Origin of the sequence: Leptotrichia trevisanii DSM 22070 (genome assembly GCF_000482505.1) — a bacterium.
Taxonomy (GTDB): Bacteria; Fusobacteriota; Fusobacteriia; order Fusobacteriales; family Leptotrichiaceae; genus Leptotrichia; species Leptotrichia trevisanii.
This window is the reverse complement of the sequence record NZ_AXVL01000006.1, coordinates 1-15,255: the sequence shown is the minus strand read 5'-3', so window position 1 is coordinate 15,255 and position 15,255 is coordinate 1. Positions and strand designations below refer to the sequence as shown.

Below are 15,255 nucleotides of genomic sequence, written 5' to 3'. Positions count from 1 at the left end.
AATGAAATCTACCATCTCACTACCTCCTCGTATATGATTTGTGAATCTTGCCAAAATTCACTTAAATATTATAACAAAAAAGGCTGGAAAAATCCAGCCTAATTTGTAGCATAATTTTTAAATCATATACGAATTCCCCTTAGAGGTTTTTTACGCATCTATTATAACATATTTTATAAAAATGTCAATCCCTAAAAATTTTCTAATCAATAAGTTTACCAGTTTTTTCAGATTTATCTTCAAATTTGTAATAGGTATCAACTGTATCTAATAAATAGCCATCTACACCAATTTCATCCAATTTCTTCTGATAATTCTTGACTATCTGTTTCCATTCGCTACTCCAGTATTTAACAATGAAATCTCCTTTCCAATCTGGATTTTCTTCCACTATCCAATTTGGACGTTTGCTCTTGTTGTTCCATTCTTCCTTCCAATAACTTCTGTAATCCCCAGCTTCTCCAATACTGAAATAGGCAATTACTTTACGTGTTGCTCCATTTTTCTTTCTTTTTAAAGCTGATATTTGTTCCTTTGTCATAAATTTACCGCTGTGTGATGGCTCTATTAATAACAAATCATAATCCGTTTCTTTTAAATATTCAAAAAAGGCATCTGTATCTTTAAATTTTTTGGGATCTAAAAGTACCAGAAAGTTTTTTACATCTAATAACGAGTTTATATTCCTTGAATTAAAGTTTTGAATTGGAACGTATGGCATTTCAGCTCCAAATGATGGTAATAATTCATTCACAAAATTTGTCTGAACAGATTTTTTTAATAAATCTACCTTAGCTTTTTCACCAATTCCATAATTTATCGCAAATACTGGTTTTCCAGCCTTTCTAATTGGCAACAGCCAATTTAGCAATTGTTCATTTTCCTTTTCAGGAGTTGGATTTGTCAATTTGAAACCTGCTCCATAATAGAGACTTTCCTGTGTTGTTCCATCTGTCACATTGAAAAACTCTTTGTTTAGTTCTCCTTTATAGAAATATAGTTCATTTCCATTTTGAGTAATCAGTAATTTATCGCTTGACGTATTTCTCTTGATTTCTCGAATTAATTCACGCATTCTATCCCGATAAATTTCACTTTCTGTTTCATAATTTTTTTGATTTTTAACATCTTTAGTTTTTTCAAGTTTTTTTTGTGAAAAACAGCATACGAAAAGAGTTAAAAATAATATTAGTAGTTTTGTTTTCATATTTACCTCTGTTTTATTTTATTAAAAAACATATTCCAGTCCAATTTTAGCATACCCTGTTAATTGAGACTTCTTGTATTCATATGTTCCATATTTTGTTTTCTCATATCTGAATAAAGGCCCTGCTTTTCCATAAGCTCTAAACTTATCTGTAAAATTTTGAGAATACAATAAATACATTCCTGCTGAACTTTCAATGTTTAAATTGTCTATTTTATAATTAAAATATTTTTCCGCTTTAAATGTGGCTTCGGGTGAAAAGGCAAAATATTTCCCCAGCTCATATGTCCATCGGAAAACTGTTTCATATTTTCCTCTTAAATTACCCTTGTGATTATTATAATCCATATATTCGCCTTCTATTGAGTTGCTCCACTGGAATCCATATCCCAACAGTGTGCTTGAACCAATCGAACCTAGTATTGAATAACCATTTCTTATGCTTCCATGTACCCCATTTAAAGTCAGCCCATATTCCATAAATGTTCCACCACGTCCCAAACTTGGAAAGGAGCTTGAGATTTTTTGTCCAAGATAAAACTTATAATCCCTTGTATTTTCTGTAATTTTTGTACTGTTTTCAGTATGTTTTACTCCTAATACAAAATTTGAACCAAATTCACGTTTACCTATTTTGAAGTTTTTATTTTTTCGTGAAAAATATAATTCATTATCCCAAGAATTTGAATCATTATTCGCATTTTCACGTTCTTTATACCTTTGGAACTCCCGCATAACTCTATAATTAAAATCCCAATTTCTGTTTAAACTTACGTAGCCTTCACCAAACGTATATTTATAAATATTTTTATTCTGTCTATGATCTATTTCTCCGTATGTTGAAAATTTATTTTGCTCATTGACAGGAATATAAAAATTCATTTTTTCAACTCCACGTTCCTTTTTAGCTTGATTAGTTATGAATTTTTGACTGCTTTCTATATTAAGAATATTTTCCTCTACTTGATTTACTTTAATATTACCGTCTTCATTCTGTTGCATATTTTCAGAAAACAGGTTATTTGTCATCATTAATATGAAGTTTATTACAAATAATTTGTATTTTGCTGTATAAATTTTCTTAAAAGTCTTTTCAAAACTTTTTTTATATTCTTTCATTACTTTATATTCTGGCATAATATTTAATATCCTCTCCGATAGATTCCATTCTTATCAAACCCATTTTTATCATAGCCTCCACTTCCACCACTGCTTTTTGTCCCAGATTTTTTTGTACCGGCAGTGCTGTGTCTACCTCTATTTACAGCAGGTGCTACACCAAAGTTTTTTGGCCTCTGTCCTCTTTTATATCCATATTTGTCAAGTCCTTCCCTTGTATATCCGCTTGGATCAAAGTATGTTTTTGTTTTTTCATTCAAACCGTAAAAATTCCAGCCATCCTTATCATATTCAGTTCCAGTATCTTTATTTTTTCCACCATAATCAAATCCTCTCTCGTCATATTTTGTATGAGTTTTATTATGAACCTGATTATTGTCAAAACCTCTTTCGTCATACCTAGTTTTTGTATTTTTATTAATTCCCTGAAAATCAAAATTTGCATAATCATATTTACTTTTTGTCCATACATTGTAACCTTCACGGTTAAAGCCTTGCCTATTGATTCCATCGAATGTCCAGCCAGTTTCATCATAGTAATCCTGCGTTTTTTCATTTAAGCCGTAGTAATTCCAGCCGTTTTTGTCGTATTCCCTGCCTGTATCCTTGTTTATCCCGTCATAAGTAAACCCATTTTTATCGTATTTACTATTTGTTTCCACATTAAAATGTTCATAGTTAAATCCTCTTGTATCATACTCCTTACCAGTTTCCTTATTTATTCCGTCATAATTAAATCCCCAGCTGTCATATTCACTTTTTGTTTCCACATTATACTTGTCCTTATTAAAGCCACGGCGATTTATTCCAGCAAAATTCCAACCTTCCTTATTGTAGTAGTCCTTCGTCTGTTCATTTAATCCATAATAGTTCCAGCCATTATTATCGTATTCCCTGCCTGTATCTTTGTGTATTCCCTCAAATGTAAATCCATTTTTATCATACTCGCTGTTTGTTTCTATGTTAAAATGTTTGTAATTAAATCCTCTTGTGTCAGATTCCTTACCTGTATCCTTATGTATTCCCTTATAATTAAATCCTGAATAATCATAAGGCGAATTTGTTCCAATATTCCAGTAAACTTTGTTAAATCCCCTTCTATCAGCTCCCTGTCTGTTATAGCCATTGATGTCATAACCTTCCTTATCATAGGGGCTCATTGTGTCACGGTTATTTCCAGTTACATTATTAAACCCTCTGGAATCATATGCTGCGTGAGCTTTTGCACTTCCCAGAAGAAATAATATTACGATTAAAATTACGATATATATTCGGTTGTTAAATAGTTGACTTATTTTTTTCACAAAACTGCCTCCAACTTTATAATTAAAATTCTGCCTAAACATAATTGTATAGTTTAATTTATCAAATAATTTATAAAACATATAAACACCTACTGCAAATGTTAATAACGATGACAGGAAAAATCCAAATCCAGTAAAGGACATTCCCATTTTTCCAAATACATAGGAAAATAAAATTCCCGTTGTAAACATTGATGAGGCAAGTACCATAGCCTGAAATCTCAAATCAAAATATAAAAATAACGTTATTAATATTGAAATAAATATGGAACTATACGAGCCAAACACAATCACACGAAATAAATCCAGTAAATAAGTATCCATATCAAGCTCATTAAACATTATATTTGCCAGCAATATGCACGTTATTGAAATTAAAAGCTGTAATTCCATACAATACAAAACTTCCGAAATCAAAGTCTGTTTTAACGCTTTCAAAGATTCCTTTACATCCTCATATTTTCCCACTACACACAATTTATTAAAATAATCCTTATACAATGGTAAAAATTTTGTTTCTAGAAATGTGGCAAAATAAACAAGGCTCGGGATAACAGTACAATACCCATAAAACACGGCGGCCTCGTAAACAGGGGAAACTAAAAATACATTTGCCAAAATATACGAATCTCCCACAAACCAGTTCACAAAAACATGCCCCCAAACACCAAAAATATACAAAGTACCAATTACTATAAGACTAAAATAACCTCTAAAATAAAAAAAAATTCAAACTGATTTTTTTCTTTTCCCGGAAATGCCCTCATAATATACATTGATGTCATTATAAAGTTTAAAAATATTCCAACAGTATATGAAAATAGCATCCAGAATGTCGAATCTTCCTTTATAAAAGTGACTGGATATTTCAGAAACACATATCCCAGTATTACCGATATGAAATTCCCCAGAAAGAAACAAAATAAAATAAATTTATATTTCTTTAACAAAGATATAAATATCATCGTTATCCATGAAAGCGACATTGACACAAACAAAACTACAAACGATATTTTATATCCGACAGACAAAGTTGCTTTTTTTATAAAAAACGTACTCAATAAGAAAGAAATTATTGTAACCAGTTTTATACATCCTATATACGCACTTTTTATCTTAAATATCTTTTTATTAAAAATACAGTCTGATACATAACGGGTAACCAGATATTGAAACGCATTTGTAACTATTTGGGAAAATATAAATATGTAAAATATCGTACTCATAAATAGTATCTGGTTATTTCTTGAAAGATCTATCGTTTTGGAAATTAATAGTATCAAATTCAAGGATGTTGCTGTAATGAACCAAGGCCCTATACTTACGGCTGTCGAAAATAACAATGCCTTTGCACTGCCAAACGGTGTATCTTCACTGTCGTCAAATAATTTTTTTAATTCAAATCCTATTCCAGCCATTACAACCTCTCCATTTCATCATAAATTTCTCTATATTGCTGAATAAATGCAGCTTTAGAATAATATTTCTCAACAATTTTTTTCCCATTTTTAGAAAATTCTTCCAATTTTTCTGGACTGTGATACAGCTGAACCAACGCCAATGCCAAATCTGTGTAAGATGTAGGCGGTATTATAACCCCCGCTTCTCCTATATCCGTCTTTTCCAGTAATATTTCCCTACAATTTCCAACATCTGTCGAAATAAAAGGTACTCCTGAAGCAAGCCCCTCCAATATACTAAGTGGCTGTCCTTCAGAAATGGAAGTAAGCAACAATAAATCCAGAAACGAATAATATTCCATAACATTCGCACGCCCTGTAAATATCACTTTTTCTGTCAATCCCAAGTCATCTACCAATTTTATACATTCATCATAATAATCTTCATCTTCATCCGTAGGCCCTATTAGCCAAAGTTTTGCTTCCGGTATTTTTTCCGATGCAATTTTAAAGCCTTTTATCATCATTTTTACATCTTTTATTGGCACAATTCTTAAAATAGAGCCTATATTAAATCCTTCTTTTTTTTCCCTGACTATCCCGCCATATTTTTTTTCATCCACTCCGTTTGGAATAACAATTGACTTTTCGGCAGGAGCTCCATATTCTATCTGAATTTGTCTATTATATTCAAATAATGATATTATTTTATCACTATACTGATAAGCCAATTTTGATAAATAATAAAAATAATCTATCCAAATTTGTTTAAAATCATTATCTATCCAAGTTGCTCCCAATATCTCCTCTTCCCTTTCACGTGGATAAATTCCATGTTCCGTAAGTACAAATTTCCCTTTTTTTTGATGAGCGATAACTGCTCCCAAAAATCCAGAATATCCTGTCGCCACACTATGATAAATATTAGCCTTTGGAATATCCCCCTGAGCTATATTTAACAAATTAAATATTATATTTCTATAAGTCCAGTAAAATGTGCTAAAATTACCATCTGAATAATTTTTATTGTAAAATTGAAGTAATGTATTCCAGTATTCATTACTCAAAATCACTTCCAGTGGTTTTCCAAATTTCTTTTGAAACAAATCTTCTACTTCCGATAGTTTTGTTTCAATATTTTCAGAACCAAAATTCAAAAGTTTATCTATACTTTTTCTTTTTTGCTTACTAAAAGTCTGATTACTCTTCATGACATTATATAGTGAAAATGCTGGAGATGCATCCAGACATATATTTTTCACTTCAATAACATTTTTAGGCAACTTATACTTTAATTTTGCGAACTCCTTGCTTGGAATTATACACAACACCTTAAAAAAATGTTGAGGATTTGATAAAATCAGCTCGTGCACCCACGATGAAACTCCGCCAACAATATATGGATATGCCCCCTCACAAATAAAACATATTACAGCCATTTCCTTCTCTTTTCCTTATTTTATCAGTTTAATTTTAAAAAATTGGGATATTATAACAAAATCTCCTCTAGAAAAACTGGTTTTTCGATTTGACTATTTCCCATTTTCTCATATTTCCTATACTCATTTATTAATTCTTCAAATCTATTTTGTCTATATAAAAATTTCAAATATTTTGTTATTATTTCTGATTCTGAATATTTACTAATTCTATCTTTTAATAAATTTTCATAATCACTTTCGTTGCTCATATTTTCATAAAGTTCTATCAAAAAAAACTCCCTTTCCTTTTCACTGATCTGCAAGTTTTTTAGTATTTCTAATGTCTTATTCTGATAAAAATTCAATATTTTTCCAAACAAAAGTCCTGAATCAACATAACTTTTATATAATTTGAATATTTTATAATCCAGTTTTTTTATTTCTTCCTTATCTGTTTCTTTTATTTTTTCTTTTTCAATGTTATTTATTTTTTCCTGTATTCCCGCATCCAGCTTATTCACTTCTGTCGCTGCATAATGGATGACTTCTGTATTTTCATCCTGCAATGCCCTTTGCAGCATTTCCACCTTTAATTTTGGATCTTTGCTTTCAAACGAAAAAAGAAACTTTTTCTTGTTGTCATTATTTGATGAAGATAATAAATCATAAGAACTCATAACATCAAACTCAGACACCATATAGTCTTTTTTCAGTTTTTGTAAAATTTCCTCAACTTCATTGTTTCCCAAAACTTCCTCTGCAATGGCTTTTTTTACCTTCCAGATGGAAAATATCTCATCCATAAAAAATAAAAATATACCAACAACAGGAAATATTATTATAAAAACATCATAATATCCTATACTTTCCTGAAAAAACCTTTTATACACAAAAATAAATATTATCGACAATGCAAGGTGCAATATCCAGAATAAACTTCTAAAGTTTAAAATATCATCATTTTTAGAAAGCATTATCAAAAGCAATATTTCTACCAAAAAAAATAAAAAACTGATTCCAATTATCGACACCTGCTTTAATGATCTCGTTCCTTCATTATTTATAACCATTTTTTCTAATCTCCTAAAAATATTGTTACATTTTCCTTATCAATATTTATCAAATAAATTTTAGTTTCTCCCGAAGTGTATATTTCCTTGAATGTACCGGAAGACATACTTTTTATTTTTTTATTTCGTATTCTTATTGTCGCTTCATAAGGTTTTCTAAAATTAATTGAACCGATACGTATTTCATTATTTACTTTTTCTGATTTTATTTTCAAGTCTTCGATATTCATATACAATTTTGTCAAATCTGAAGCCTTCATCGGTTTCAAATATGGGAAAATTTTGTTTACTTCTCCTATTGTACGTTCAAACTCAGCTTTTAACTGTTTCCATGTCTTGTCTTTTCCCCTGTCTTCAGCAATAACATCGTCTGGATGGACAAAATGTGTCCAGTAGCCATACACTGCCAAGGCATTGAATAAATTCCACATTTCATCAGTCGAATAGAAAAATCCAGAAGAAAATCTTGGCATATTATACACACCAGGAATTTCAGGATTTGCTCCTACCTCCTGTACATAGGCCCCTTCTTCCAAATATCCATAAAATACAGTAGAAATTGTCTTTAGATCTGGATAATTTTTTTTAAGTATTTTCATTCCTCTATCAGTTCCTATATTGCTCGGAGCAACATATGTATATAATTTCACTTTGGAACCGAACAGTTCTTTTACATAGCTTTTTACTTCCCTTGTACTTGCTGCGACATCACTTTCACTTCTCCATGGAATGTATCCCAACTTTTTAAAGTCAACGTACTTATTATCATCAAATACTATCGGATCATGATTATAACCATGGATTCCCATTTCTCCACCATGTAGAAATAACTCCCTACCTTCCAAAGCCAAATCCTTTAAATTCAAATCAGAAATCCTTTTCATCTTTTCCTTTTCTACAATATTATTATAATCAATAATAATAAATCCAGAATATACAAGATTATATTTCTTGGAAATATCAACCATATCCTTCCACCAGACATTTCGGTAAAAATCTCTTGTACTCATTTTGTATTCCTTCTGGATAATTTCATTATCTCCTCTTGGAATTGGTGCCGGAAAATCATCTATGTGCATAAGTTTTGTATCTAAAAATGGAGAAATATACCATTCATTCCCGTATGCAATCCATTGATTCAGCACACCTCTCATAATTTTATCCGCAAAAAACGAAACATTTGAATACAGAATCCTTCCTTGCCCTATTTTTCTTTCCCATAAAAGCGGTATATTTTCACTACTTTTTGCAAAAATTTTTACGTCATTTTCAAGTTCCAACTTGTTCATTGCAGGATGTGACACCATAATGGCACTTGGCTCATACGAATCAATTCCTGGAAATAACTTTTCAGTAAATTTTATTCCGCTGGAAGCGTCAAGTGTGCTATCACTGAAATTTTTTATCCCAGCCATCGGATTAAACGGGTTATAAGGAGTCATATTCAAAAATATAAGACTTTTACCTTCATTTACTTCCTTTGTAATAGAATCAAACATTTCCTTTGTAAATCCTATATACGTGTCAGTTGCGAATATAAAAGTGCTGTATTCCTTTGTAGGCGTTATTTCTCCAATATCTTTTAAAGTGTAGTCTATTTTTGCAAATTTGAATATTTCATATAGATTTTTTAAAATTCTTTTTGACTGTTCTGAATTCTTATTATAATATACAAGTATTTTTTGTGGATTTGTAAATGTATAAGTCGTATTTTTTGCTGGTGCCTTTTCAAAGGTGATTTCCTGCTTTATTGAAAAATAGTCCTCTTTTCTTACCATTCTGCTAAATTGCAGCAGCAATCCTATTACTAAAATTATAATAAAAAAATATCTAAATTTCATATAGTATCTCTTCTTTCAAAATATTTTTTACAATTTCCAATTGCCTCTCGTTATTCCCATTATCCCCATTTATAAGTAAAAACTTGATTTTATCATCAGTTATGGTAACATAGTCGGCATTAAGCCCATTTTTTTCCAATTCATCCAGTTTTTTCTGTAGTTCTTCAGATGAATATTTATTTTTATTATTTCCTTCCAAAATAAAATATCTCTGATTATAGTATTTCTTTCTATCCTTCACTTCATCCAGAATCTGTTCAAAATATTTTTTTGTAGTAATAAAAGTATCTTTTTCAAAAATATAAATATTATTTTTTTCATTTTCAGAAAAAATTCTTGATAACGAGTTATTTATCTCTTCCATAATTATTTTAAATAATTCAAAGTTCTCATTTTTAGAAGTTTCATAAGATAGTCTTGTTATTTCCAGTAATGCAATTATTTTTTCACCATAAAAAATCGGTGCTACAAAAACTGGCTTTTCCCCTTTCAAATCTAATGAAAATTCCAAGGTTTCACCTTTATCCAGAGTCATTAAAAATCTGTCAGCCTGTGCTTCATTCAAATCTAAAATTTTTCCCAATGAAGAATTTCCAATTTTTATTATCTGATTCAAATTTTGATTTTTAACAATATAAATGCTGGCATTTTCACAATTCATAAATTGATTAATAATATTTATTGACTTTGTAAGCACTTGCTCAACAGTTGTCAACAAATTCAGATTTTTTCGTATATTTTGAAATGAAATAACTCCTCCACGACTTGTTATAATCTGATTTTTCAAATCTCTATTTATCTTTAACAACTCTTCCTTCTTCTGTTTTTCCTCATCTAATAATTTTTCCAGCTTTTCAGCTTCCCTTTTTGCAATTTCTTCATTTTCTTTCCTGTTTGCCTGAAATTTTCCTAAAATCATTGCAATAAATAAAAACATTATAAAAAATTTATGATATTGAAATTTCAGAAAAAACAGAACCATATCGTTACCAGAAAAAATATAGGCTGTAAGATAGCCTAAAGTAGCAATAAATGCACTGGAAAATCCAGCATATATCCCATATCTTAATGAAATAATGGCCACCATTACTGCAAGAGGATGTATATTTAATGCTAAAAAGTTGTTTCGGGTAAATGGTAAGGCATAGCATACCAGTAATATCAAAATAGTGTAAGAAAGGCTTTCAATGGTACTCAAAATGATATTTTTCCTAGAAATTACCTCTATCCTGTCTGGATTTTTATCTAAAAAAATGTACCTTTTTATCTTTAAAGTTTCCTTAAAAATTTTATTAGTCATGTAATTCTCCTTTTTCAAAAAGATTATCCGTCATTCAATTTTATAAACATACTTACAACTCTCAATAAAATCAAACAAAAAAAACCAATAATCCTGTTATTAATCAACCGAAATTAATGTTATCATATATATCATAAATTGTAAAGAAAAAAATAAACCAAATCCTTAATTTTCAACATTTTTCCCAAACATTCTTTCATATTTTTTAACAAATTTTTTCAATGCTTCCTTTTCTTTTCTATCCAACTTTTTTAAAATTTTAATTTTTTCAATTCCTCTTTTCCCACTTTTAATTTTATACTTTTCAGAATCTATAAAATCCGCCACTTCCTCATTCCAAACTTCCATAAACACTTTATCCAGAACTTCTGAAAACTGAATGCACTCATCCTCATAAACATAAATTTCCTCTTTACTCTTCACTTCCACACAGCCTAAAAAATGTGTAAAAAATGCCCCGCAATCTATTCCGCTTATTTTATCAGTTTTTTGAGAAATCCTTCCATTTATATTAGGCGTATGGCCAAAATATATGTTTTTACCCCTATATTCTTCAAGCTCCACATTTTCCATAAGCCAAAACTCTTCCCTAGTCCAAAGTACAGTTTCCCTTTCCTGTTCCACTAGAGCCGTCTGTAAATCAAGCCCTGCATGCACAAATATATTTTCATTTCCTAAAATTACCAACGGACTATCTTCCAGCCATTTCACAAGCCATTCTATTTCCACCAAAAAATTCTCTTCGTGCCAGTCTTTTATACTTTTCTTTTTAAAATATTTAGAATTTCTAAAAACCGAATATTCTGTTTCATATCTAATTGGATAATCATTTTCCAAATCCTCAAGCAGCATATCCTCATGATTCCCCAAAATAAATTTCAAATTATACCCAAGTTTTATCATTTTCATGTATTTCATATAAATTTCATACGACTCTTCCCCTCTATCACAAATATCCCCCATAATCACAAGCAAATCTTCTCTTTTCAAATCAATTTTCCCAAGCATTTTCAAAAACAAGTCATACTGCCCATGAATGTCCGACATTATAAAAATTCGATTATAATCACTTTCATTTATTTTTTCTATCTTAATTTTATTTGTCTTAATTTCACTTTCCATAAAAATCACTCTTCTTTTTTATATACAAATATTTTTAAAAAACTCCAAAGCCATTCATTTCGCTAAATCTAAATAACAGATCATTCATTAATTTCTCGTTTTTTTCCGTATCATAAGGTAATGTAAATTCTCCATCCCTGTTTGTCCACAGCCTGTCATAGTAGTTTAAAATATCCTTAGAAATTTGCTGATCGTATGCTGACATGATTTTTAGCTCGTTTTCCAGATTGAAGTTTCGCATATTTCTTCTTGTAAAGTTTGTGGAACCGCCGTAAGTTATCAGGTAATCTTTTTTTAAGATGGAAAGCATTTTTACGTGGTACATTTCCTCGCCTTTGTTGTAAAACTTGACGTTTATGTCGTAATTGTGTTTTCTGGCGTATTTCATTAATTCTCCAGCTGATGCTTTGTTTGGGAAACCTGCTTTTGAATTATTCAGGATTATTTCAAATTTCACTCCACGTCTTGCCGCTTTTCTTATATCGTTGATTATTCCCCTGTCTGCAAGGAAAAATTGGGCGATAATAACCTTGTCTCCAAACTGTGTATTTTTTAATTCTTCTGAAATATCCTTAGCTGTGGCTCCGTTTGTAAAATATTGCAATTTTAGCTTGTCATTCACTGAAAATGGGATTTTGCTGAAATCCTTGTCTGGAAGTTTTCGTCTTAGACTTCCGTCTTTTTTGGTAATTTTGGCAACAGGCTTTTCACCTTCGTAAATTTCCTTGATAATTGGAGATGAAAACTTAAATGCCACATTTGAGTGTTTTGAACCTTCCGCATGCGGATTTGCTGATGTCAGCATCGCTGTATTTTCATTCATAATCAATTTTCTATGATCGGCTTTTGCATTTAACGCCCTCAAAAGGCTGCGGATTGTAATTTTGTCAGTCCCCTCATAAAATGGATTTTTTATTTTCCCACGATTTTTTGGGTTTCCAAAAGGCTGGATGAACAGACGCCATGGAGCCGAATAGACGAGCATAGGATCCCTTAATTTCGTCAAATCCACATACCCGATTTTTACACCAGCCTGCTCCAGCTTTTTATGAGTCTTATTGTCAAATGCCCCATAAAACGTATTACTTTCATCAAGTATCAAGTAAATTTCCACATTTGGATCCTTTTCCCTCTTCTCCAGTATTTTTTGTGCAAATTCCTCCGCAATTGGCAGCGGCTGCAACTTCTCCTTGACTCCTTTCCCAACGTAGTCATTAAACACAAAAATATCCATCAGGAAAAAATCCTGCGCCTTATCCAGAATATCGTAAGCCTGCTCCCAAATCTGCCTCTCATACTGCGTTTCTCCGTCCTTCTTATACGTCAGATCATAATAAAAATCCACATTGTCCGCATTATAAACCTCACTTTTCATCGTAAGCCCTTCTGAAAGTGAAGTGCACGATACCGTTCCCAGCAGTAAAAATATAAATGTTAAAATAATTTTTTTATTCACACCAGCTCTCCTTAATAAGAAATTTTAACTCTCTTGCCACAAAAAGCCACCCCAATGAGAGTAATATCTTCAATGCCCCTTTCTCTCAAGACGACATCATATTTTTTTTCAATTATCTGTTCTATCGCCTCTCTTGAAACCTTTTCAAGAGTATTTTCATCCCTTGTGACTTTAAATTCCAATATAAAAGCCCTGTTATTTTTATTCTTTGGCTCTATCATAAGATCATATCTCCCAAGTCCCGATTCCTCATTGGATTTTACGTAATAATGGTTGTCCAGATAAAACATCATTCCTAAAATTAGTCCATGATAAAAATCCTCGTTTTTAGTATCATTGTAACTTGTCGATTTTAGCAAAATATCTTGAAGATATTTTTCAAAGTAATTAAATTTGAGCTTTTTAAGAGATTTCATCGCCTTTCTAAACAAACTTTCCCCAAAATTCACATCAATGAACTTCTGTCTGAAAAATTCCCTCACTTCCCTGTTTGGCAATCTTAAAGAATAGACATTCTCATAATCTTCCCCAATTTTCTCATCAATCGTTAAATATCCGCTAAATAAAAGCAGTTCCCAAATTTCTTCCTGATCAAGCAAGACAGACAAATCCGAATTTCCATTGATATTTTCCTCAACGCTTTCGCCCATAAATAATCTTTCCAAAGTTTCCATCGTATCTGTATCTATATTTTTCAAAATATCGTTAATTAGGAAATTCCCGGAAGTATCAACCCAGTTAGGTGCTAGTTTTTTATCACGCAAAAAATTTAAAATACTCCACGGATTATAAACTTCAGAATTTCCAAACTTATAGCCATTGTACCACGACTTGACATCAGAAAGTTTGTACTCGATATTAAAATCACAGAGAGCCTTTTTAACTTCAGCTTCAGTAAATCCAAAAAAATTTGAATACTGTTCATTTAAGATAGAATAAACTTTCAGATTATTCAAGTCAGAAAATATTCCAGCCTTAATAACTCTGATAATTCCAGTCATAACCCCCATTTTTAAATACTGATTAGTTTTCAATGCTTCTCCATAAAATACTTTAAAAAATGTAACAGCATCGTTGTAATAGTGATGTTCATAAGCTGAAATCAAAGGACTGTCATACTCGTCAATTAACAAAATAACTTCCTTTTTGTAATGCCGATACAAATAAGCTGTCAAATTCCGCAAAGCATTCTTATACTCACCATCATCTTTTTTAAACCAGATTTTATTAAATTCTTTCAGCTCACTTTCATTCAAAGAAGCTCTGACAAATTCAAACTCGTTATAAAGATTACTAATTAAACTTTTCAAGTCAAACAAACATTCTTCCCAAGAGTTACTTTTAATCCCCTTCAATGAAATAAAAATTACTGGATACTGCCCTTGTTCTGAAAAATATTCCGATTTTTCAATATCCAATTCACTAAACAATTTTCTATTTTCTTCAGCATTATCAATATCAAAAAAATATTTAAGCATTGACATGTTCAAAGTTTTTCCAAACCTTCTTGGACGTGTAAACAGCTTCACTTCGGCACCGTCATCCAAAATTTCAGAAATTAATTTTGTCTTGTCAACATAATATGCACTGTTCTCCCTTAATTTCTTAAAATCATCAATACCAATAGGAATCTTTTTCATCCGCTTCCCTCCTAAAATAAACAATTTTTAACTTGTTACCGTTATTTTACCATTATTTCCATATTTATTCAATTTTAAATTATTATCTGCAAAAATAATCCCATAAATAAAAAGAAAGGCCACCCATATGGGCAGCCTCCCTCCTAAGTTTAAGCTATTTCCATTACTTCATACTTTCTTAAGTCTTTAAGTCTGTACCCCTTACTAGTACAATACTTTCAATCCTAATCCTGCATTGAAGTTATGTCCTTTTGTTTCGTATCCTGTGTTTACTGTGAAGCCTAGTCTTCCGTTATCCAATCCTAGGTTAAGGTGTGACTTGAAGTTTCCTTTCTTGTCTTCCTTGTCCCCTCTGATTGTGTAGTAGTCTGTCCA

9 protein-coding genes and 1 pseudogene are annotated in these 15,255 nt (G+C 30.9%); all 10 read right to left on the bottom strand.

The features are described from left to right. Positions 1–202: 202 nt before the first annotated feature. The 10 genes and pseudogenes from K324_RS0101715 to K324_RS0101670 all read right to left on the bottom strand — a co-directional run bounded on the left by K324_RS0101715 (position 203) and on the right by K324_RS0101670 (position 14,880). Positions 203–1,207 (bottom strand): endo alpha-1,4 polygalactosaminidase, encoded by a 1,005-nt coding sequence (locus tag K324_RS0101715; RefSeq protein ID WP_026747620.1) that lies wholly within the window; start codon positions 1,205–1,207, stop codon positions 203–205. A gap of 21 nt (positions 1,208–1,228) precedes the next feature. Then, the gene (locus K324_RS0101710; protein ID WP_051354370.1) at positions 1,229–2,344 is read right to left on the bottom strand and encodes a porin family protein; all 1,116 of its coding nucleotides are present in this window, start codon (positions 2,342–2,344) and stop codon (positions 1,229–1,231) included. A 5-nt stretch (positions 2,345–2,349) separates the two neighbouring features. Then, positions 2,350–5,048, bottom strand: a pseudogene (gene pelG, locus K324_RS14135) (exopolysaccharide Pel transporter PelG). Next, positions 5,048–6,469, bottom strand: coding sequence for a GT4 family glycosyltransferase PelF (pelF, locus tag K324_RS0101700; protein ID WP_026747618.1), 1,422 nt, complete (start codon positions 6,467–6,469; stop codon positions 5,048–5,050). Before pelF ends, pelG begins: the two are co-directional and overlap by 1 nt. Positions 6,470–6,519: 50 nt before the next feature. Beyond that, the gene (locus tag K324_RS0101695) at positions 6,520–7,521 is read right to left on the bottom strand and encodes a hypothetical protein (protein ID WP_051354367.1); all 1,002 of its coding nucleotides are present in this window, start codon (positions 7,519–7,521) and stop codon (positions 6,520–6,522) included. A gap of 5 nt (positions 7,522–7,526) precedes the next feature. Further along, positions 7,527–9,362 carry a DUF2194 domain-containing protein gene (locus tag K324_RS0101690; RefSeq protein WP_026747616.1) on the bottom strand — a complete coding sequence of 612 codons (1,836 nt, stop codon included), beginning with the start codon at positions 9,360–9,362 and terminating at the stop codon, positions 7,527–7,529. After that, positions 9,352–10,662, bottom strand: a complete 1,311-nt coding sequence (locus K324_RS14130) for a hypothetical protein (RefSeq protein WP_051354366.1) — start codon at positions 10,660–10,662, stop codon at positions 9,352–9,354. Before K324_RS14130 ends, K324_RS0101690 begins: the two co-directional genes overlap by 11 nt. Positions 10,663–10,827: 165 nt before the next feature. Beyond that, positions 10,828–11,784: a metallophosphoesterase gene (locus K324_RS14125; protein WP_036094968.1), complete on the bottom strand. Its 957-nt coding sequence runs from the start codon at positions 11,782–11,784 to the stop codon at positions 10,828–10,830. A gap of 34 nt (positions 11,785–11,818) precedes the next feature. Beyond that, entirely contained in the window at positions 11,819–13,240 is a 1,422-nt protein-coding gene (locus tag K324_RS0101675; protein WP_026747615.1) for a phospholipase D-like domain-containing protein, read from the bottom strand. A gap of 11 nt (positions 13,241–13,251) precedes the next feature. After that, complete coding sequence (locus K324_RS0101670) at positions 13,252–14,880, bottom strand: AAA family ATPase (RefSeq protein WP_026747614.1); 1,629 nt, start codon at positions 14,878–14,880, stop codon at positions 13,252–13,254. Between the last annotated feature and the right edge of the window lie 375 nt (positions 14,881–15,255).

What these genes read in the sequence shown, in the direction of transcription:
- K324_RS0101710 (WP_051354370.1), bottom strand. Translation starts at nt 2,344, where the DNA reads ATGCCAGAATATAAAGTAATGAAAGAATATAAAAAAAGTTTTGAAAAG.
- K324_RS0101670 (WP_026747614.1), bottom strand. Translation starts at nt 14,880, where the DNA reads ATGAAAAAGATTCCTATTGGTATTGATGATTTTAAGAAATTAAGGGAG.
- K324_RS14130 (WP_051354366.1), bottom strand. Translation starts at nt 10,662, where the DNA reads ATGACTAATAAAATTTTTAAGGAAACTTTAAAGATAAAAAGGTACATT.
- K324_RS0101715 (WP_026747620.1), bottom strand. Translation starts at nt 1,207, where the DNA reads ATGAAAACAAAACTACTAATATTATTTTTAACTCTTTTCGTATGCTGT.
- K324_RS0101690 (WP_026747616.1), bottom strand. Translation starts at nt 9,362, where the DNA reads ATGAAATTTAGATATTTTTTTATTATAATTTTAGTAATAGGATTGCTG.
- K324_RS0101695 (WP_051354367.1), bottom strand. Translation starts at nt 7,521, where the DNA reads ATGGTTATAAATAATGAAGGAACGAGATCATTAAAGCAGGTGTCGATA.
- K324_RS14125 (WP_036094968.1), bottom strand. Translation starts at nt 11,784, where the DNA reads ATGGAAAGTGAAATTAAGACAAATAAAATTAAGATAGAAAAAATAAAT.
- pelF (WP_026747618.1), bottom strand. Translation starts at nt 6,469, where the DNA reads ATGGCTGTAATATGTTTTATTTGTGAGGGGGCATATCCATATATTGTT.